Origin of the sequence: Janthinobacterium fluminis (assembly GCF_028595325.1) — a bacterium.
Classification (GTDB): Bacteria; Pseudomonadota; Gammaproteobacteria; order Burkholderiales; family Burkholderiaceae_D; genus Janthinobacterium; species Janthinobacterium fluminis.
On record NZ_JAQQXR010000008.1, the window covers coordinates 1 to 22,357 of the forward strand.

5 protein-coding genes are annotated in these 22,357 nt (G+C 69.1%); 4 read left to right on the forward strand and 1 reads right to left on the reverse strand.

The window, feature by feature from the left end; all coding sequences use genetic code 11:
* From OIK44_RS19050 to OIK44_RS19065, 4 genes are all read left to right on the forward strand, one after another.
* The coding region (locus OIK44_RS19050) for an amino acid adenylation domain-containing protein (RefSeq protein WP_273673015.1) at positions 1-1,445 on the forward strand (1,445 nt) is incomplete at its 5' end.
* Entirely contained in the window at positions 1,442-5,977 is a 4,536-nt protein-coding gene (locus OIK44_RS19055) for a type I polyketide synthase (protein ID WP_273673016.1), read from the forward strand. The genes OIK44_RS19050 and OIK44_RS19055, both read left to right, overlap by 4 nt.
* A gap of 9 nt (positions 5,978-5,986) precedes the next feature.
* On the forward strand, positions 5,987-9,316 hold the full coding sequence (locus OIK44_RS19060; protein WP_273673018.1) for an amino acid adenylation domain-containing protein: 3,330 nt from the start codon (positions 5,987-5,989) through the stop codon (positions 9,314-9,316).
* Positions 9,316-19,893 (forward strand): non-ribosomal peptide synthetase, encoded by a 10,578-nt coding sequence (locus tag OIK44_RS19065; protein WP_273673290.1) that lies wholly within the window; start codon positions 9,316-9,318, stop codon positions 19,891-19,893. The genes OIK44_RS19060 and OIK44_RS19065 overlap by 1 nt, the downstream gene beginning before the upstream one ends.
* Before the next feature lie 73 nt (positions 19,894-19,966).
* On the opposite strand, the gene OIK44_RS19070 is transcribed toward OIK44_RS19065, so the two are convergent.
* Positions 19,967-22,180, reverse strand: a complete 2,214-nt coding sequence (locus OIK44_RS19070; protein WP_273673020.1) for a TonB-dependent siderophore receptor — start codon at positions 22,178-22,180, stop codon at positions 19,967-19,969.
* Positions 22,181-22,357: the final 177 nt, after the last annotated feature.

Below are 22,357 nucleotides of genomic sequence, written 5' to 3' on the forward strand. Positions count from 1 at the left end.
GCGCGGCCAACCCGGCGGTGCCGGTGCATGGCGAGAACCTGGCCTATGTGATCTACACCTCGGGCTCGACCGGCATGCCGAAGGGCGCGGCCAACCGGCACCGCTCGCTGTCGAGCTGCATGATCTGGATGCAGGAAACCTATCAATTGACGGCGGCGGACACGGTGCTGCACAAGGCGCCGTTCGGCTTCGACGTGTCGGTGTGGGAGCTGTTCTGGCCGCTGACGGCCGGGGTGCGGCTGGCGCTGGCGAAGCCGGGCGACCAGCGCGACCCGGCGCGGCTGGTGGCCCTGATCCAGCAGCACCAGGTCACGACGGTCAACTTCGTGCCGGCGATGCTGCAGGCGTTTCTGGCGCACGAGGGCATCGAGGCCAGCACGCGCCTGAAGCACATCATCTGCGGCGGCGAGGCGATGCCGGCGGAGACGCAGAAGGAAACCTTCGAGCGGCTGCGCCACGCCGGGCTGCACAATCTGTACGGGCCGACAGAGGCGGCGATCCACGTCACGCACTGGGCCTGCCGCAACGACGGCCGCAGCCAGGTACCGATCGGGCGGCCGATCAGCGACACGCGCGCCTATGTGCTCGACGGCGAACTGAACCTGGCGCCGGCCGGCGTGGCGGGCGAGTTGTACCTGGGCGGCGTCGGCCTGGGGCGGGGTTATTTGAAGCGGGCCGGGCTGACGGCGGAGCGTTTCGTGGCCGACCCGTTCGACCCGCGTGGCGGGCGGCTGTACCGCACCGGAGACCTGGTGCGCTGGAATGGCGAGGGGCAGTTGGAATACCTGGGGCGCATCGACCACCAGGTGAAAATCCGCGGCCTGCGCATCGAGCTGGGCGAGATCGAGGCGCAGTTGCTGGCGCAGCCGGCCGTGCGCGAAGCGGTGGTGGTGGCGCGGGAGTCGGTCGGCGGCGCGCGGCTGGTGGCCTATGTGGCGGCGCAAGCCGGAGCGGCGCTGGACGTCGGCGGCTTGAAGGCGCAACTGGCGCTGCGCCTGCCCGACTATATGGTGCCGCGCCAGATCGTGGTTTTGCCCGCCTTACCGCTGAGCGCCAACGGCAAGGTCGAGCGCAAGGCGCTGCCTGAACCCGCGCCGGAGAGCAAGGGGGGCTACCAGGCGCCGCAAGGAAAACTGGAAGAGGTGCTGGCGCAGATCTGGTGCGCGCTGCTGGGCCTGCCGAGCGTGGGAAGGCGCGACAGTTTCTTCGAGCTGGGCGGCCATTCGCTGTTGCTGCTGCAGATGCAGCGCCGGCTGCAGGAGCAGCTCGACCTGCATCCCTCGGTCGTCGACCTCTTCAAGTATCCGACGCTGGAAGCGCTGGCCGCCTTCCTGCGCGCCGGCGGCCACCAGAGCCGCCCCGCGCAAGAGGTCGAGGACCGGGCCAAGCGCCAGCGCGGCGCCTTTTTACAACGCAAACCAATCGCGGAAAGAGTACCCACATGAACCACCCAACCCAGCACGACGAAACCAGCGGCGTGGAGATCGCCATTGTCGGCCTGACCGGCCGCTTTCCCGGCGCCGCCGACGTCGACGCGTTCTGGCGCAACATCCGCGACGGCGTCGAATCGGTCAGCGTCTTCAGCGACGAGGAGTTGCGCGGGCGCGGCGTCGGCGCCGGCATGCTCGCCGACCCCGGCTACGTCAAGGCCGGGGTCGTGCTGGACGGGATGGAGCAGTTCGACGCCGGCTTCTTCGGCTACTCGCCGCGCGACGCCGAGCAGCTCGATCCGCAGCAACGGGTGTTCCTGGAAACGGCCTGGCACGCCCTCGAACACGCGGGCTATGCGGGCGCGGCGGCGCCCGGCCTGACCGGCGTCTATGCCGGCAGCGGCAGCAATCTGTACCTGATGCGTAACCTGCTGCCCGGCGTCGACTGGCACGGCAGCGACATCGCCTCGCTGCTGGGCCTGATGAACGGCAACGACCAGGGCTCGCTGGCCACCCGCGTCGCCTACAAGCTCGACCTGCGCGGGCCGGCGGTGTCGGTGCAGACTGCCTGCTCGACCTCGCTGGTGGCGGTGCATCTGGCCTGCCGCAGCCTGTTGAACTACGAAACCGACCTGGCGCTGGCCGGCGGCGTCTGGCTGAACCTGCTGCAAGACGCCGGCTACCGCTACCAGCCCGGCGCCATTTTGTCGCCGGACGGGCACTGCCGCGCCTTCGACGCGGCGGCCGCCGGCACCGTCATCGGCAGCGGCGCCGGCGTCGTCGTGCTCAAGCGTCTGGCCGAGGCCCTGCATGACGGCGACACCATCCACGCGGTCATCAAGGGATCGGCGCTGAACAACGACGGCGCGCTGAAGATGGCGTACAGCGCCCCCAGCGTCGACGGCCAGGCCGACGTGATACAGGCGGCGCAGGCGATGGCCGGCGTGCCGGCCGACTCGATCGGCTACGTCGAAGCGCACGGCACCGGCACCACGTTGGGCGACCCGGTCGAAATCGCCGCGTTGACCCAGGCGTTCCGCGCCGGCACGCAGCGGCGCGGCTATTGCGCCATCGGTTCGGTGAAGACGAATATCGGACACCTCGACGCGGCGGCCGGCGTCGCCGGCCTGATCAAGACGGTGCTGGCGCTGCAACACCGGACCCTGCCGCCCAGCCTGAACTTCGAGCAGGCCAACGCACAGATCGACTTCGCCGCCAGCCCCTTTTACGTGAACACGCAGGCGCGGCCCTGGCCGGCCGGCGCCACGCGGCGGCGCGCCGGGGTCAGCTCCTTCGGCATGGGCGGCACTAACGCGCACGTGCTGCTGGAGGAGGCGCCGCCGGCCGCCGCCGATGAAGGCGGCGCGGCCGGCGCCATGCACATGCTGATGCTGTCGGCGCGCAGCGCGGCGGCGCTGGACTGCGCGGTCGGGCAACTGGCCGGCCACCTGGAGCGCCACCCGGAACAGGCGCTGGCCGACGTCGCGCACACCCTGTACGCGGGGCGCAAACGTTTCGCCCACCGCGCCGTCGCGCTCGGCCGCGACCATGCGGACGCCGTGCTGGCGCTGTCGCAGCCGGCGGCGCAGTTTTTCAGCGGCCAGGCGCTGGCCGGGCAGCCGACGGTTGCCTTCCTGTTCCCGGGACAGGGGGCGCAGCACGTCGACATGGGCCGCGCGCTATACCAGGGCGAGGCCGTGGTGCGCGAGGCGGTGGACCGCTGCAGCGAACTGCTGGCGTCCCGCCTGGGCTTGGACCTGCGCGCGCTGCTGTATCCGGCGGCCGGGGACGAGGCGGCCGCCGCCGCGCACCTGGAGCAAACGGCCATCACCCAGCCGGCGCTGTTCGTGCTGGAATATGCGATGGCGCAGCTGTGGATCAGCCGCGGCGTGCAGCCGGACGCCATGCTGGGCCACAGCATCGGCGAATATGTGGCGGCCTGCCTGGCGGGCGTCTTTTCGCTGGAGGACGCCCTCGCCATCGTGGCCGAGCGCGGCCGTTTGCTGCAAGCCACGCAAGCCGGCGCGATGCTGGCCGTGCGCCTGCCGGAAGCCGACTTGCGCGCCTACCTGGACGACGGCTGCGACCTGGCGGCGGTCAACGCGGCCGACTCGTGCGTGCTGTCCGGCCCGGGCGCGGCCATCGACGCCGCCGAGCGCGAGCTGGCCGGCCGTGGCGTCGGCGTGCGGCGGCTGCACGTTTCGCACGCCTTCCACTCGGCCCTGATGGAGCCGGTGCTGGGCGAGTTCGAAGCATTGCTGCGCCGGGTCGAGATGCGGGCGCCGCGGATTCCATTCATTTCCAACCTCAGCGGCCAATGGATCACGGCGCAGGAGGCGTGCAGCCCGGCCTATTGGGTGCGCCACGTGCGCGGCACGGTGCGCTTCGCCGACGGCTTGAACACCCTGCTGGAAAGCGCCGGGCGCATCCTGCTGGAAGTCGGGCCGGGCGACACCCTGAGCGGCCTGGCGCGGCGCCATCCGCTGGCCGCCGCGCGGCCCGTGCTGGCGACGCAATGCCATCCGGCACGGCGCGCGCAGAACGCCGACCAGCCGGCCCGCTGCCTGGCGCAACTCTGGGTGGCCGGCGTCGAACTGGACGCGGCCGCGCTTGGCGTCACGGGGCGCCGCCGGGTGGCGCTGCCGGGCTATCCCTTCGAGCGGCAAGCGTACTGGATCGCGCCGGCGGCCGCTGCCGCGCCGGCGAAACGCGACATGCCCGACTGGTTCTATGCGCCGGTCTGGAAGCGCGGTGCGCCGCTGGCGCCCGCCGGGGCCGACGACGGGCAGCGCGGCCTGGCGCTGGTGCTGAGCGATGCGCACGGCCTGGGCGAGCAATTGCTTGCGCAATTGCGCCTGCGCGGCCGGCAAGTGGTCCTGCTTGAGCGGGGGGCCGGTTTCGAGCGGCTCGACCCGCATCGCTATGCGGTGCGCCCCGGCGAACGGGACGACCTGGAGCGGGCCTTGCGCGCCGTCCAGGACGACGCCGGCCCGGTGTCCGACGTGTATCACCTGTGGAGCCTTGATGCCGCCGGCCTGCCGCAGCAAGCGGCCGACGTGCTGGAGCGCGGTTTCCACAGCCTGTTGTGCCTGGCGCAGGCGCTGGACGCGGCCTGCGGCGCCGGCGTGTCGATCACGGTGCTGGCGAACCAACTGGAGGATGTCACCGGGCAGGAAGCGCTGTGCCCGGAGAAGGCGACCTTGTACGGACCATGCAAAGTGATTCCGCAGGAGTATCCAAACCTGGCTTGCCGTCTGATCGACGTCGTGCTGCCGGCCGACGCTGCCGGGGCGCTGCTGCTGGCGCGGCAGATCGTGGCGGAGACGGCGGCGGCGCGCACCGAGGCGGTGGTGGCCTACCGTGGCGCCCACCGCTGGAGCAAGACGTTCGAGCCGGCGCGGCGCGACACGCCGCCGGCCCAGCGCCTGCGCCGGCACGGCGTCTACCTGATCACGGGCGGCCTGGGCGGCGTCGGGCTGGCGCTGGCGCGCCATCTGGCGCAGGCGTGGCAGGCGAAACTGGTGCTGCTGGGGCGCAGCGCGCTGCCGCCGCGGCAGGAGTGGTCCGAGCGCGTGGCGCTGGCCGAACCGTCCGACCCCCTGCGCCGCACCTTGCTGGCGCTGCTTGAACTGGAAGCGCTCGGGGCGCAGGTGTTGACCGTGCAGGCCGACGTGGCCGACCCGGTCCAGATGGCCGCCGCGGTGGCGGCTGCGCGGCAGCGCTTCGGCGCGCTGAACGGGCTGGTGCACGCGGCGGGCGCGGCGGGCGGCGGCATGATCGGCCTCAAGTCGCGGGCGGCGGTGGAGCGGGTCTTCGCGCCGAAGCTGCAAGGCAGCCTGGTCGCGCTGGCGGCGCTCAAGGACGAGGCGCTGGATTTTGTGCTGCTGTGCTCTTCGCTGACGGCCGTCGCCGGTGGGTTTGGCCAGGCCGACTATTGCTCGGCCAATTGCTTCCTCGACGCGCTCGCCAGCCGCGCGGCCGGGCAGGACGGGCCGTGGGTGGTGTCGGTGAACTGGGACGCCTGGCGCGAACTGGGCATGGCGGCCGGACAGAACCTGCCGGACGGCGAGGGCATCCGCGCCGGCGACGGCGGCGCGCTGTTGGAGCACGTGCTGTCCGGCCCGGCCGTGGCGCAACTGCTGGTGTCGACCATCGGGCTGGAACGGCAGATCGCGCGGACGCAGGCGGGCGAGATGGCGGAGCGGCTGTTGCCCGCGCCGGTCGCCCGGCGCCAGCAGCACGCGCGCCCGGCGCTGCAGGATGCCTACGTGGCGCCCGCCAACGAATTCGAGCAGGGCCTGGCCGAGCTGTGGAGCGAGTTCCTCGGCATCGCGCCAATCGGTGTCAACGACCACCTGTTCGAGCTGGGCGGGGACTCCTTGCTGGCGATCCAGCTGCTGGCCAAGGTGCGCAGTGCCTACGGCGTCGAATTGCACCCGGCAGGCTTTTTCAAGAACCCGACGATTGCCGCGCTGGCGGCCTTGGTCGAGGCCCGATTGATAGAAGAAATCGAGCGCGCCGAACTGGCCGTGTCCGCAAGTGTTTAAAGGTGTGCTATGTCCGATATGAATAATCTTTCCGAACTGCGCGCGCGCCTGAGCCCGGCGCAGCGCGCCAAGCTGCAGGAGCGCCTGCGCGGCGTGCATGTGTCTGCCGAAGCGCCGCACGCTATCCCCCGCCGTCCGCAGGGCGGCCCCGCGCCCCTGTCGTTCGCCCAGCAAAGGCAATGGTTCCTGTGGCGCCTGGACCCGGCCAGCCCGGCCTACCACCTGAGCGGCGGCTTGAAATTCACCGGCCGGCTGGATGTGGCGGCGCTGCATGCCAGCCTCGACGCCCTGATGGCCCGCCACGAATCCCTGCGCAGCGTTTTCCAGGAAGACGGCGACGGCGTCGCGCAGCAGGTGATACTGCCGGCGTCAACGGTCGAGCTGCCCTGCGTCGACTTCAGCGCGCTGGACGCGGCTGCGCAGGCGGCCAGCGCCGACAGCGAAATACGCCGCATCTGCGGCGCGCCGTTCGACCTCGGACGCGGCCCGCTGCTGCGCGTGGCGCTGCTGAAGACTGCGGCGCAGGAGCATCAACTGCTGGTGGTCATGCATCACATCGTCTCGGATGGCTACTCCACGCAACTCATCCTGGATGAACTGGCGCAGCAGTACCGGGCGCGCGTGCAAGGCGCCGCGCCGCAGCTGGCGCCCTTGCCGATCCAGTACGCGGACTATGCCGTGTGGCAGCGGCGCTGGCTGGAAGGCGAGGAGGGCGAGCGGCAACTGGCGTGGTGGCGCGAGCAACTGGGCGCCGAACAGCCGGCGCTGGGCTTGCACACCGACCGGCCGCGCAAGGCCGACGGCGTGTACCGCGCCGCCCGGCACAGCGTGGCGCTGCCCGACGATTTGCTGGCGCGGCTGCGCCAGCAGGCGCAGGCGCAAGGCGGCACCTTGTTCATGGCCCTGCTGGCGGGCTTCCAGGGGCTGCTGTTCCGCTACAGCGGCCAGACGGATATCCGCGTCGGGGTTCCCATCGCCAACCGGAACCGCGCCGAAACGGCCGGTATGGTCGGCTTCTTCGTCAACACGCAGGTGCTGCCGGCGCGGATTGACGGCCGCATGACGCTGGCGCAATTGCTGCAGCAGGCACGCGACAGCGCGCTCGGCGCCCAGGCGCACCAGGACCTGCCCTTCGAGCGGCTGGTCGAGGCGCTGCAACCGGAGCGCAGCCTGAGCGGCAATCCGCTTTTCCAGGTGATGTACAACCACCTGCGCTCGGACCATCGCTCGCTGGCGCAGTGGCCCGGCGTCAGCGTCGAGCGCGTCGACTTTGCCGAACAGGGCGCGCAATGCGAGCTGGCGCTGAACACGGCCGAGCGCTCTGACGGGCAGGTGCAAGCCAGCTTCGATTACGCGGCGGAGCTGTTCGAGCCGGCCCATATCGAGCGCATGGCGGCGCACTACCTGGCGCTGCTGCGGGCGCTGGCCGAGCGGCCGCAGCAAGCGCTGGGCGAGGTCGAGTTGCTCGACGCGGCGCAGCGGCGGCAGCTCGCGAGCTGGGGCGAGAACCGGCGGCGCTATGCGGATGCGCAGCCGGTGCATCGCCTGATCGAGCGGCAGGTCCAGGCCCGTCCGCAAGACACGGCCCTGCTCTTCGGCGCGGAGGAAATCAGTTACGGCGACCTCAATAGCCGGGCCAACCGCCTGGCGCACCGGCTGATCGCGGCGGGCGTGCGCCCCGAGTCCCGGGTGGGGATCGCGCTGGAGCGCTCAATCGACATGGTGGTCGCTCTGCTGGCGGTGCTCAAGGCGGGCGGCGCCTATGTGCCGCTGGACCCGGACTACCCGGCCGAGCGCCTGCGCTACATGGTCGAGGACAGCGGCATCGGCTTGCTGCTGACGCACAGCCGGCTGAGGGCGGGGATCGCCGGCGCCGACCGGCTCAGCGTGCTGGAGCTGGATACCCTGGATCTGCGCGGGGAATCCGGCGCCGACCCGGTGGTGGCGCTGCATGGGGATAACCTGGCCTACGTCATTTACACCTCGGGCTCGACGGGCAGGCCGAAAGGCGCGGCCAACCGCCACCGTTCGCTGCACAACCGCCTGGCCTGGATGCAGGAAGCCTACCAGCTGGACGCCGGCGACACGGTGCTGCAGAAGACGCCGTTCAGCTTCGACGTGTCGGTGTGGGAGTTTTTCTGGCCGCTGATGCAGGGCGCGCGCCTGCTCGTCGCCAAGCCGGGGGAGCACCGCGAACCGGCGCGCCTGCTGGAATTGATTTGCCGCCATGGCGTCAGCACGCTGCACTTCGTTCCGTCGATGTTGCAAGCCTTCCTGGCGCACGAGGGCGTGGAAGCGTGCACCAGCTTGCGCCGCATTGTATGCAGCGGCGAAGCGCTGCCGGCGGATGCGCAAAAGGCCGTCTTCGAGCGCCTGCCGCAAGCGAATTTGTACAACCTGTACGGCCCGACCGAGGCGGCCATCGACGTCACGCACTGGCACTGCCGCGACGATGGCTTGAGCCAGGTGGCGATCGGACGGCCGATTGCGGACACGGCAACCCATGTGCTGGACGCCGGCCTGAACCCGGTGCCGCAGGGTGTGGCCGGCGAGTTGTACCTGGGCGGCATCGGCCTGGCGCGGGGCTATCTGAACCGGGCCGGGTTGACGGCCGAGCGCTTCGTCGCCGACCCCTTCGATCCGCACGGGGGGCGGCTGTACCGCACGGGCGACCTGGTGCGCTGGCGCAGCGACGGCCAGCTCGACTATCTGGGGCGCATCGACCACCAGGTGAAGATCCGCGGCTTCCGCATCGAGCTGGGCGAGATCGAGGCGCAACTGTTGGCGCAGGCGGCAGTGCGCGAAGCGGTGGTGGTCGCCAGCGACGGGCCGGGCGGCACGCGGCTGGTGGCGTATGTCGCCGCGCAGGCCGGCCAGCCGCTGGAGGCGGCGAACTTGCGCGAGCGCTTGAGGGCGGCGCTGCCGGACTACATGGTGCCGGGCGCCATCGTGCTGTTGGCGTGCCTGCCGCTGAACGCCAACGGCAAGATCGACAGGAAGGCGCTGCCGCAGCCGGAGGCGGGCGAGGGCGCCAGCTACGCCGCGCCGGAGGGCGAGGCGGAAGTGGCGCTGGCCGCGCTCTGGACGCAAGTGCTGGGCGTGGAGCGGGTCGGGCGGCACGACAATTTTTTCGAGCTGGGCGGGCATTCGCTGCTGGCGGTGCAGATGGTGGCCAGGGTGCAGCGCGCCATGCAGTTTGACCTGACGGTCCAGGACGTTTTCCAACACCCCACGCTTGCCGGCATGGCATGCAAAGTGGCCGGCGGCGGCCGCGCAAAATCCGCCGAGCAGGCGCTGTCGGACCTTGATTCCTTTATTGATAGTTTGGAGAACGCTTGATGAATAACGTCGCGACGCGTCGCATTGCGGAGAAATTCGCGCAACTGTCTGCCGAGCAGCGCCGCGCCGTCTATGGCCGCCTCCGATCCGAGGGGATGAGCATCGGGCAGTTTCCTATCCTCGCCCGCCACGAGGCGCTGGCGACGCTGTGCGCGCTGTCCTACGCGCAAACGCGCCAGTGGTTCCTGTGGCAGCTCGACCCGGCCAGCACGGCCTACCACATCGCCGGCGCGCTCACGCTCAAGGGCGCGCTGGCGGTGGACGCCGTCGAAGCGAGTTTTGCGGCGCTGGTGGCGCGGCACGAAGCGCTGCGCACGGTGTTCCGCGCCAACGGCGACGGCCTGGCCGAGCAGTTGATCCTGCCGGAGGTCGCGTTCGAGGTCGCGTTCTGCGACTTGAGCGGTGGCGATGCCGCCGGGCGCGCGGCGCGCGTGCGCGAGCAAGCCCGGCGCATCAACGAGACGCCATTCGATCTGGCGCGGGGGCCTTTGCTGCGGGTGGGCCTGATCCGCGCGGCCGCCGACGAACATGTGCTCGTCGTCGTGATGCACCACATCGTTTCCGACGGCTGGTCGATGCAGATTATCGTCGACGAGTTTGCCGCGCTGTACCGCGCCCGGGTCGATGGACAGGACGCGGCGCTGGCGGCGCTGCCGGTCCAGTATGCCGATTACGCGGTGTGGCAGCGCAGCTGGCTGGAGGCGGGCGAGAAGGACCGGCAGCTCGCTTACTGGACGGCGCAACTGGGCGACGAACACACGGCCTTGCAACTGCCGGCCGACCACCCGCGCCGCGCCGACGCCAGTTACCGGGCGGCGTGGCACGGCGTCGACTTGCCGGCGCAACTGGTCGAGGGTTTGCACCGGCGCGCGCAGGCCCAGGGCGCGACCCTGTTCATGGTGCTGCTGGCGGCGTTCCAGGCCCTGCTCAAGCGCTACAGCGGACAGGAGGACATCCGCGTCGGCGTGCCGATCGCCAACCGGCACCGGGTCGAAACCGAAGCCGTGCTGGGCTTCTTCGTCAACACCCAGGTGCTGCGCAACCGCATGCATGGACGGATGAGCCTGGCGCAAGTGCTGACGCAGGCCAGGGACGCGGCGCTGGGCGCGCAGGAGCACCAGGATCTGCCCTTCGAGCAACTGGTCGAGGCTTTGCAGCCCGAGCGCAGCCTCAGCAGCAATCCCCTGTTCCAGGTGATGTTCAACCACCAGCGCACCGACTACCGGGCGCTGGAGCGGCTGCCGGGGCTGGAGCGGCAAGACTATGAGCTCGGCGACAAGCAAGCCCAGTTCGAGCTGACGCTGGACACCAGCGAAGACGCCGATGGGAAAGTGCGCGCCACCTTCAGCTATGCGGAGGGTTTGTTTGATGCGGCCAGCATCGAGCGCATGGCCGCGCACTACATCGCCATGTTGCAGGCGCTGGCCGAGCGGCCCGCGCAACTGCTGGGCGAGGTCGAGCTGTTGAACGACGCGCAACAGCGGCAACTCAAAAGCTGGGGCGACAACGAGCGGCGCTACCCGGACGCCGAGCCGGTGCAGCGCTTGTTCGAGCGGCAGGCGGCGCTGCACCCGGAAACGCAGGCGCTCGTGTTCGGCGACGTGGCGCTCAGCTACGCCGAGCTGAATGCCCGGGCGAACCGGCTGGCGCACCACCTGATCGGGCTGGGCGTGCGGCCCGAAACCAGGGTCGGCATTGCCATCGAACGCTCGGTCGACATGGTGGTGGGTTTATTAGGAATATTGAAGGCGGGCGGCGCCTACGTGCCGCTGGACCCGGACTACCCGGCCGAGCGCCTGCGCTACATGGTAGAGGACAGCGGCATCGCGCTGCTGCTCACGCACAGCGGGCTGGCCGCCAGCGTGCCGCATCCCGCCGCTGGCCGGGTGCTGCTGCTGGACCGCCTCGACCTCGCAGGCGCGAGCGCGGCCAATCCGGCGGTGCCGGTGCATGGCGAGAACCTGGCCTATGTGATCTACACCTCGGGTTCGACCGGCATGCCGAAGGGCGCGGCCAACCGGCACCGCTCGCTGTCGAGCTGCATGATCTGGATGCAGGAAACCTATCAATTGACGGCGGCGGACACGGTGCTGCACAAGGCACCGTTCGGCTTCGACGTGTCGGTGTGGGAGCTGTTCTGGCCGCTGACGGCCGGGGTGCGGCTGGCGCTGGCGAAGCCGGGCGACCAGCGCGACCCGGCGCGGCTGGTGGCTCTGATCCAGCAGCACCAGGTCACGACGGTCAACTTCGTGCCGGCGATGCTGCAGGCGTTTCTGGCACACGAGGGCATCGAGGCCAGCACGCGCCTGAAGCACATCATCTGCGGCGGCGAGGCGATGCCGGCCGAGACGCAGAAGGAAACCTTCGAGCGCCTGCGCCACGCCGGGCTGCACAATCTGTACGGGCCGACCGAGGCGGCGATCCATGTCACGCACTGGGCCTGCCGCAACGACGGCCGCAGCCAGGTGCCGATCGGGCGGCCGATCAGCGACACGCGCGCCTATGTGCTCGACTGCGAATTGAACCTGGCACCAGCCGGCGTGGCGGGCGAGTTGTACCTGGGCGGCGTCGGCCTGGGACGGGGGTATTTGAAGCGGGCCGGGCTGACGGCCGAGCGTTTCGTGGCCGACCCGTTCGACCCGCGTGGCGGGCGGCTGTACCGCACCGGGGATCTGGTGCGCTGGAATGGCGAGGGGCAGTTGGAATACCTGGGGCGCATCGACCACCAGATCAAAATTCGCGGTTTCCGCATCGAACTGGGCGAGATCGAGGCGCAGTTGCTGGCGCAGCCGGCGGTGCGCGAAGCGGTGGTGGTGGCCAAGGAGGGGCCGGGCGGATCGCGGCTGGTGGCCTATCTGTCGGAGCAGGCGGGGCACAGCGCGGACGCGGTCGCGCTGCGCGAGCGCCTGCACCAGGTGCTGCCGGATTACATGGTGCCGAGCGCCATCGTGGTGCTGGAGCGCTTGCCGCTGAACGCCAACGGCAAGGTCGACCGCAAGGCGCTGCCCGAGCCGGAGTTTGCGAACAGTAATACCTATGAGGCGCCGCAAGGCGAACGGGAGGAGGCGTTGGCCGCGCTCTGGTCCGAGGTGCTGGGTGTGGAGCGGGTCGGCCGCGACGACAACTTCTTCGAGCTGGGCGGGCATTCCTTGCTGGCGCTGCGCCTGCTGGAGCGCATGCGCGGCCAGGGCCGGCCGGTGCAGGTGCGCACGCTGTTTCAACATCCTCGGCTAGCCGCTTTCGCGCAGGCGGTGACGCAGGAGCGCGGTCCGCGCGAAGTGCTGGTGCCGCCGAACGGCATCCCCGACGCTTGCGAGGCGATTTTGCCGGCGATGCTGACCCTGGTCGAACTCGACGCCGGGCAAATCGGCGCCATCGAGGCGGCCGTGCCGGGCGGCGCGGCCAACATCCAGGACATTTACCCGCTGGCGCCGCTGCAGGAGGGCATTCTGTTCCACCACCTGTTGCAGACCGAGGGCGACACTTACATCACGCCGCAGCTGTTAAGTTTTGACAGCGCGGAGCGGCTGCAGCGGTTCATCGCCAGCTTCAACCAGGTGATTGCCCGCCACGACATCCTGCGCACGGCCGTGCTGTGGGAGGGCTTGAAGGAGCCGCTGCAAGTGGTCTGGCGCAAGGCCGAGTTGCAACTACGCTGGCTGGATCAGGACACCGGGGCAAACGCTTCCGAACAGTTGGCGGCGGCGGTGCATCCGAGCCACTACCGCATCGACGTGCGGCAGGCGCCGATGATACGGGCGCTGGCCGCGCACGATTCCGCGCAGGGCCGCTGGCTGCTGCAATTGAGCAGCCACCATCTGGTGCTGGACCATGCCACCCTCGAATTGCTGGCCGCAGAAATCGCGCTGGTCCAGCAAGGCCGGCAGGACGAGTTGCTGCCGGCGGTGCCGTTCCGGCGCTTCGTCGCCCAGGCCCGCTTGGGCGTGAGCCAGGCCGAGCATGAAACCTTCTTCCGCCACATGCTGGGCGATGTGGATGAACCGACGGCGCCGTTCAATCTGCTCGACGTGCAGGGCAACGGCACGGCGGTCGAAGAGGCACGGCTGGCGCTGGCGCCGGCGCTGTCGTCGCAGTTGCGGCGCCAGGCGCAGCGCTACGGCGTCAGCGCGGCCACGCTGTTCCACCTGGCCTGGGCGCTGGTGCTGGCCAAGACCTCGGGCAAGGGCGACGTGGTGTTCGGCACGGTCCTGTTCGGGCGCATGCAGGGCGGCGAGGACGCGAGCCGCGCGCTGGGCCTGTTCATCAACACGCTGCCGCTGCGCATCCGCCTGGGCAGCCAGGACGTCGAGCAATGCCTGCGCCAGACGCACGCGGCATTGACCGGGCTGCTGCACCACGAGCACGCCAGCCTGTCGCTGGCGCAGCGCTGCAGCGCGCTGCCGGGCGGCACGCCGCTGTTCTCGGCCTTGCTGAACTACCGCTACGTGCCGAAGGCGGCGGAGGGCGCGGCCGCCATCTGGGAGGGCATGGACATACTCGGAAGCGAGGAGCGCACCAATTATCCGTTGACGCTGTCGGTGGACGATCTGGGCGAGGACTTTGCGCTGGTGGCGCAGGTGACGAAATCGATAGGCGCGCGGCGCCTGTGCGGCTATATGCACGAGGCGGTCAGCGGCGTAGTCGCGGCCCTGGCCGATCGTCCAAGGCAGCTCGTGTGCGAGCTGGGGATAATGGCCGAAGCGGAGCGGCAGCAGCTCCGGCAGGCCAGCATGAATCCGCAGCATTATCCGGATGCGCTGCCGGTACACAGCCTGATCGAGCGGCAGGCGGCGCGCACTCCCGACGCGACGGCGCTGCTCTTCGGTGACGCAGAGATTGCTTACGCCGAGTTGAACCGGCGCGCCAACCGTCTGGCGCACCGCTTGATCGGGATGGGCGTCAAGCCCGAAACCAAGGTCGGCATTGCCATCGAACGTTCGGTCGAGATGGTGGTGGGCTTGTTAGGCATACTGAAGGCGGGCGGCGCCTATGTGCCGCTGGACCCGGACTATCCGGCCGGGCGCCTGCGCTACATGGTCGAGGACAGCGGCATCGCGCTGCTGCTGACGCAGAGCCATCTGTGCGGCCTGTTCGCGGACCAAGCGCAGCTGACGGTGCTGGCGCTGGACACCCTGGATGTCGGCGCCGAGCCGGCGCACGACCCGCAGCTTGCGCTGCACGGGGAGAATCTGGCGTATGTGATCTACACCTCCGGTTCGACCGGCAAGCCGAAGGGCGCGGCCAACCGGCACCGCTCGCTGCACAACCGGCTGGCGTGGATGCAGCAAGCTTACCTGTTGACCGAGGCCGACACGGTGCTGCAAAAGACGCCGTTCAGTTTCGATGTGTCGGTGTGGGAGTTCTTCTGGCCGCTGATGGTCGGCGCCCGGCTGGCCATCGCCGCACCGGGCGACCATCGGGACCCGGCGCGGCTGGTCGAGTTGATCCGGCGACACCGGGTCAGCACGCTGCATTTCGTGCCGTCGATGTTGCAGGCATTCCTGGCGTATGACGGCGTGGACGCGTGCACCAGCCTCGCGCGCATTGTTTGTAGCGGCGAAGCGCTGCCGGCCGAAGCGCAGAACGCGGTGTTCCAGCGCCTGCCTCGGGCGGCGCTCTACAATCTGTACGGCCCGACCGAGGCGGCGATCGACGTTACGCACTGGACCTGCCGCAACGATGGCCGCAGCCAGGTGCCGATCGGACGGCCGATCAGCGACACGCGCACCTATGTGCTCGACGCCGATCTGAACCTGGCGCCGGCCGGCGTGGCGGGCGAGTTGTACCTGGGCGGCGTCGGCCTGGCGCGCGGCTATCTGGACCGGGCCGGGTTGACGGCCGAGCGTTTCGTGGCCGACCCGTTCGACCCGCACGGCGGGCGGCTGTACCGCACCGGCGATCTGGTGCGCTGGAATGACGAGGGGCAGTTGGATTACCTGGGGCGCATCGACCATCAAGTGAAGATCCGCGGTTTCCGCATCGAGCTGGGCGAGGTCGAGGCGCAATTGCTGGCGCAGCCGGACGTGTGCGAAGCGGTGGTGGTGGCCAAGGATGGCGCCGGCGGCACGCGTCTGGTGGCGTATATTGCGCTGCAAACAGGTCGGCAAATTGAACTGGCAGTATTGCGCGAACGCCTGGGCGTGGCGCTGCCGGATTACATGGTGCCGAGCGCCATCGTGGTGCTGGAGCGCTTGCCGCTGAACGCCAACGGCAAGGTCGACCGCAAGGCGCTGCCCGAGCCGGAGTTTGCGAACAGTAATACCTATGAGGCGCCGCAAGGCGAACTGGAGGAAGCGTTGGCCGCGCTCTGGTCCGAGGTGCTGGGTGTGGAGCGGGTCGGCCGCGACGACAACTTCTTCGAGCTGGGCGGGCATTCCTTGCTGGCGCTGCGCCTGCTGGAGCGCATGCGCGGCCAGGGCCGGCCGGTGCAGGTGCGCACGCTGTTTCAACATCCTCGGCTAGCCGCTTTCGCGCAGGCGGTGACGCAGGAGCGCGGTCCGCGCGAAGTGCTGGTGCCGCCGAACGGCATCCCCGACGCTTGCGAGGCGATTTTGCCGGCGATGCTGACCCTGGTCGAACTCGACGCCGGGCAAATCGGCGCCATCGAGGCGACGGTGCCGGGCGGCGCGGCCAATATCCAGGACATTTACCCGCTGGCGCCGCTGCAGGAGGGCATTCTGTTCCACCACGTGTTGCAGACCGAGGGCGATGCCTACGTCACGCCGCAACTGCTGAGCTTTGACAGCGCGGAGCGGCTGCAGCGTTTCATCGCCAGCTTCAACCAGGTGATTGCCCGCCACGACATCCTGCGCACGGCCGTGCTGTGGGAGGGCTTGAAGGAGCCGCTGCAAGTGGTCTGGCGCAAGGCCGAGTTGCAACTGCGCTGGCTGGATCAGGACACCGGGACAAACGCGGCCGAACTGCTGGCGGCGGCGGTGCATCCGAGCCACTACCGCATCGACGTGCGGCGCGCGCCGATGATACGGGCGCTGGCCGCGCATGACCGCGAGCAGGGCCGCTGGCTGCTGCAATTGCCCAGCCATCATCTGGTGCTGGACCACACCACGCTGGAGTTGTTGGTGGAGGAAATCGCGTTGATCCAGCAAGGCCGGCAGGACGAGTTGCTGCCGACGGTGCCGTTCCGGCGCTTCGTCGCGCAGGCCCGCTTGGGCGTGAGCCAGGCCGAACACGAAACCTTCTTCCGCCACATGCTGGGCGATGTGGACGAGCCGACGGCGCCGTTCAATCTGCTCGACGTGCAGGGCAACGGCACGGCGGTCGAGGAGGCCCGGCTGGCGCTGGCGCCGGCGCTGTCGTCGCAGTTGCGGCGCCAGGCGCAGCGCTACGGCGTCAGCGCTGCCACGCTGTTCCACCTGGCCTGGGCGCTGGTACTGGCCAAGACCTCGGGCAAGGGCGACGTGGTGTTCGGCACGGTCCTGTTCGGGCGCATGCAGGGCGGCGAGGATGCGAGCCGCGCGCTGGGCCTGTTCATCAACACGTTGCCGCTGCGCATCCGCCTGGGCAGCCAGGACGTCGAGCAATGCCTGCGCCAGACGCACGCGGCGCTGACCGGGCTGCTGCACCACGAGCACGCCAGCCTGTCGCTGGCGCAGCGCTGCAGCGCGCTGCCGGGCGGCACGCCGTTGTTCTCGGCCTTGCTGAACTACCGCTATGTGCCGCAAGCTCCTGAAGGCGCGGCCAGCGCCTGGGAGGGCATGCAAGTGCTGGGAGGCGAGGAGCGCAGCAATTATCCGCTGGCGCTGTCGGTGGACGATCTGGGGGAAGGCTTTGCGCTGGTGGCGCAAGTGAGGAAATCGATAGGCGCGCAGCGTCTGTGCGGCTTCGTCCGCGAGGCGGTCGGCGCGGTGGTCGCGGCCCTGGCCGATCGCCCAAGGCAGCTCGTGTGCGAGCTGGAGGTGATGAGCGAGCAGGAGGCGCAGCAACTCGGACAATGGGGTGATAACAAACGGCGCTACCCGGACGCCGAGACGGTGCAGCGGTTGTTCGAGCGGCAGGTGGCGCTGCACCCGGAAACGCAGGCGCTGGCGTTCGGCGACGTGGCGCTCAGCTACGCCGAACTGAATGCCCGGGCGAACCGGCTGGCGCACCACCTGATCGGGCTGGGCGTGCGGCCCGAAACCAGGGTCGGCATTGCCATCGAACGCTCGGTTGACATGGTGGTGGGTTTATTGGGCATATTGAAGGCGGGCGGCGCCTACGTGCCGCTGGACCCGGACTATCCGGCCGAGCGCCTGCGCTACATGGTCGAGGACAGCGGCATCGCGCTGCTGCTCACGCACAGCGGGCTGGCCGCCAGCGTGCCGCATCCCGCCGACGGCCGGGTGCTGCTGCTGGACCGCCTCGACCTCGCCGGCGCGAGCGCGGCCAACCCGGCGGTGCCGGTGCATGGCGAGAACCTGGCCTATGTGATCTACACCTCGGGCTCGACCGGCATGCCGAAGGGCGCGGCCAACCGGCACCGCTCGCTGTCGAGCTGCATGACGTGGATGCAGGAAACCTATCAACTGACGGCGGCGGACACGGTGCTGCACAAGGCACCGTTCGGCTTCGACGTGTCGGTGTGGGAGCTGTTCTGGCCGCTGACGGCCGGGGTGCGGCTGGCGCTGGCGAAGCCGGGCGACCAGCGCGACCCGGCGCGGCTGGTGGCCCTGATCCAGCAGCACCAGGTCACGACGGTCAACTTCGTGCCGGCGATGCTGCAGGCGTTTCTGGCGCACGAGGGCATCGAGGCCAGCACGCGCCTGAAGCACATCATCTGCGGCGGCGAGGCGATGCCGGCCGAGACGCAGAAGGAAACCTTCGAGCGGCTGCGCCACGCCGGGCTGCACAATCTGTACGGGCCGACAGAGGCGGCGATCCATGTCACGCACTGGGCCTGCCGCAACGACGGCCGCAGCCAGGTGCCGATCGGGCGGCCGATCAGCGACACGCGCGCCTATGTGCTCGACGGCGAGCTGAACCTGGCGCCGGCCGGCGTGGCGGGCGAGTTGTACCTGGGCGGCGTCGGCCTGGGGCGGGGGTATTTGAAGCGGGCCGGGCTGACGGCGGAGCGTTTCGTGGCCGACCCGTTCGACCCGCGTGGCGGGCGGCTGTACCGCACCGGGGATCTGGTGCGCTGGAATGGCGAGGGGCAGTTGGAATACCTGGGGCGCATCGACCACCAGATCAAAATTCGCGGTTTCCGCATCGAACTGGGCGAGATCGAGGCGCAGTTGCTGGCGCAGCCGGCAGTGCGCGAAGCGGTGGTGGTGGCCAAGGAGGGGCCGGGCGGATCGCGGCTGGTGGCCTATCTGTCGGAGCAGGCGGGGCACAGCGCCGACGCGGGCGCGCTGCGCGAGCGCCTGCACCAGGTGCTGCCGGATTACATGGTGCCGAGCGCCATCGTGGTGCTGGAGCGCTTGCCGCTGAACGCCAACGGCAAGGTCGACCGCAAGGCGCTGCCCGAGCCGGACCTGAGCCGGGACCAGGCGTACGAAGCGCCGCAGGGCGAGCTGGAACACGCGCTGGCCGACATCTGGGCCGGGGTGCTGGGTGTGGAGCGGGTCGGCCGCAACGACAATTTCTTCGAGCTGGGCGGGCATTCCCTGCTGGTCCTGCGCGCGGTCCAGTCGATGCGGCGTCTGGATGGCATGCGCCTGGGGATCAAGGAGTTGTTCGCCTCGCCGACAATTGCCCAGCTTGCCAGCCAAAAGGCCGCGGCGTCGACAAGCATCAGGCTGAACGCCGGGGTCAAGGGCGAGCCGGCGCTGTTCCTGATCCATGACGGGTGGGGAAGCATTCTGGACTACACGGCAATCGCCAAGACCCTGGCCGGCCGTTGCACTGTGATCGGCCTGCCGCTTGCTGCCGACGGCCTGGCCGGGATGGATGGCCAGCGCAGTTTGCTGGATATCGCCAAGCGCTATGTGGCGGTCATCATGGAAGTTCAGCCGCAGGGGCCTTACCGCGTTGCCGGCTGGTCGTTGGGCGGCGCGATAGCGACGATGATCGCCGGCTTGCTTGAGCAGCAAGGGGAAACGGTGCAGTTTGTCGGCGCCATCGACCCTTACGTCCAGGGCGCCGCGCCGGGAGCGGAGCGGGGCCTGTCGGAGCGTTTGCTGGATTTCCTGTCGATTCTGGTGCCGGCGAATATGCACGCGGCCTTGCTGGCGGATGGCGCGCTGCGGGCGCAGGTTCAGTGCGTCGACGAACATCGGGAATCGATCAAAGGCATCATCGAACTGGTGCTTGCGCAGTTGGAGCGGGAGCAGTTGGGCGAGTATGGCGCGCTGACAAGCGGCGAGTTGGCGGAGCTGTTCCTGCGCGCGCGGGAACTGGATGCGGCGGCCAAAGTGGTTTGCGCGCCGCCGCCGACGCTGGCGACGGTGCATGCCTGGTGGTCGACCGAGCGCCCGTCGGCGGACCAGCAGCGCTTCCTGCGCTGGTTCAATTCAAGCCACATGACGCACCGTTGGATCGACGCGGATCATCTGCGTATTGTCCGTGAACCTGTTGTATTGGGTGAATTGTCGGAATGGCTGTTCGGGGCAGGGGAGGAGACGATTGCGGCGCCTTGAAACGGCGGTGTAAGGCCGGGGGCGCGCCCCCGGTGTTGTTGCAGGGCGCGCCTGGTGCGCGCCCTTACCCGTATCAGAAGGTGTATTTCAGCGTGGCGAGCAGTTTTCTCGGCGCGCCATAGCTGAGGTTCTTAAAAACGCCAATCTGGTTGTTGTAGTATTTTTTGTCGAAGACGTTGTTGACGTTCACCTGCACCGAGAGCTGCTTGCTGATCTCGTAGTGCGCCATCAGGCTGGCCACCGCGTAGGCCCCCTGTCCCACCTGCTCTTCGGCGCCGGTGCGAATGTTGTTGAGGGTGTCGTAGCTGCGGCCTTCCCAGTTGACGCCGCCGCCGACGGCCAGTTTGCTCCACTCCCCCCGCAGGCGGTATTTGCTGAACAGCTTCAGCATTTTGTGCGGATGGTCGGTGTTGATGGCCTTGCCGGCGGCGTCTTTTGCCGTGAATTGGGTCCAGCCCAGGCTCATGTTCCAGCCGGGCGCCAGCTCGCCGCTCAGCTCGAATTCGTAGCCCTGGGTCTTGGTTCCGTCGGCGGTCTTGTAGGCGGCCTCTTTCGTGTCCGGCACGGTCTGATCGCCGTCGCGGACCCCCATATTGTCTTGCTCGATGCGGAACAGCGCGAAACTGGCGTTGAGTTTGCCGTCCAGCAGTTCGCCCTTCGCGCCGACCTCGTAGTTCTTGCCCACCAGCGGCTTCAGGTAGTTGCCGTTCCGGTCGCGCTTGTCCTGCGGGTCGAAAATGTCGGTGTAGCTGGCGTACAGCGAGGATTGGGCGCCAAGGTCGTACACCAGGCCGAGGTAGGGCGTGACCACGCCATTGTGGCGCATCGTGTATTCCTTGCCCACGACCTCACCGCGTTTGCTCCAGTTGCTGACGCGGGCGCCGCTGATGACTTTCAGCGTGTCGCTGACTTGAAGCCGTGCCGCCGCGTAGGCGCTGGTTTGCGTCGTGATGTCTTTCTGGCTGGTGGCGTAGGCGGGCCAAGTCTCTTCGGGGTAGGCGCCGGTCCATTTGTTGAAGTCGGCCGCCAGCATGCTGCCCGGTGGTTCGCTCATGAGCCAATGCAGCTTGTGTTTCCCGTGCATGAGGCCGGCCGCCAGTTCATGCTTGCGTCCGAGCAGTTCGAACGGGCCGGCGGCGTGCACGCCGAAGTCGCTCTGCTTCTCGGTCAGGTCGTAGGCGGTCTGCTGGGTGACCAAGCCGAACCCGGTGGCGCGGTCGAGCCGGCCCATGTAGTAACTGTCCATCCAGTTCAGGCGCTGCTGGCCGGCGTTGTTGCGCTGGCTGGCCACGGCCTTCAGCGTCCACTGGTTGGCCAGGCGGTGTTCCAGCGTGACGAAGCCGGTGCGCTGCTGCGTCGCCCAGTAGTTCCAGTCCGCCGCCGCCGTCTTCGAGCGGCCCCAGTTGGTGCGGCTGCCGTCGCTGTACCAGATCGGCAAGCCGGCCCAATGGCTGCCGCGGCGCGTGTCGCGCTGTTCGCTGATCCCTACGCTCAGGTGCGTGTCCGGGCTCAGGTCGGCGTCGAGCACGCCGTAGAACACGGTTTTCCTGGTGTTTTCGAGGTCGATGAAGGAGTTCTTGCGCTCGGCGCCGGCGACGAAGCGGGCCCGCACCGAGCCGTCGCCGTTCAAGGGCGTCGTCAGGTCGACGCTGCCGTTGCGCTGGCCCCAGGAACCCAGCCCGACGCTGGCCGCGCCGGTGAAGGTCTTGCTGTCGGCGTGCTTGCGCACCAGGTTGACGGATGCCGAGGGGCTGCCGGCGCCGTTAAGCAGGCCGGTCGCGCCGCGGACGATTTCGACCCGGTCGTAAATGGCCATGTCGGCCTTCGCCTCGCCGGCGTTGCTGCCGGACATGGGCGTGCCGTCGATCTGCACGCTGTCGACCTGGAAGCCGCGCGCGTAATAATAGTCGCGCACGCTGTCGATCGGCTTGGCCGACACGCCCGTCGTGTTGTTGACCACGTCGAAGACCGATTGCATGGCCTGGTCGTCGATGCGTTCGCGCGTGACGACGGTGACCGATTGCGGGGTGTCGCGGATCGACAGGTTCAGGCCGGTGGCGGCGGTGCTGCCGCCCGTGGTGTACGAGTGGCTGCCCTCGGTGGTGGTGTTGGCGCCGGCCGTGACGGTGACCGCCGGCAGCCGGCGCGCTTCATGGGCCGCCTCGACGCCGGCCTGCTGGGCGTGGGCCGCGCCGCCGAGGGACAGGCCGGCCAGGGCGAATTGCAGGGCCAGGGCGCTGCGGCGGGGCGGGGGCGGGGTGTGTGTGCTGATGTTTTTGATTTTCATGTTGACGCTTGTTGTAAGTGGCGGAAAAGAAAAAACGGGCGAACCGGCCCGTCGCAGACACGCCGGCGCCGTCGCTGTCATGGCCGCGCGCGTGGCTTCTATCCCTTACGACGAACGAGGCGCCGTTTTGTTTAGTCCCGCTAAATATTCCGCTCCGCCGCTCGTCTAAGTCCATGA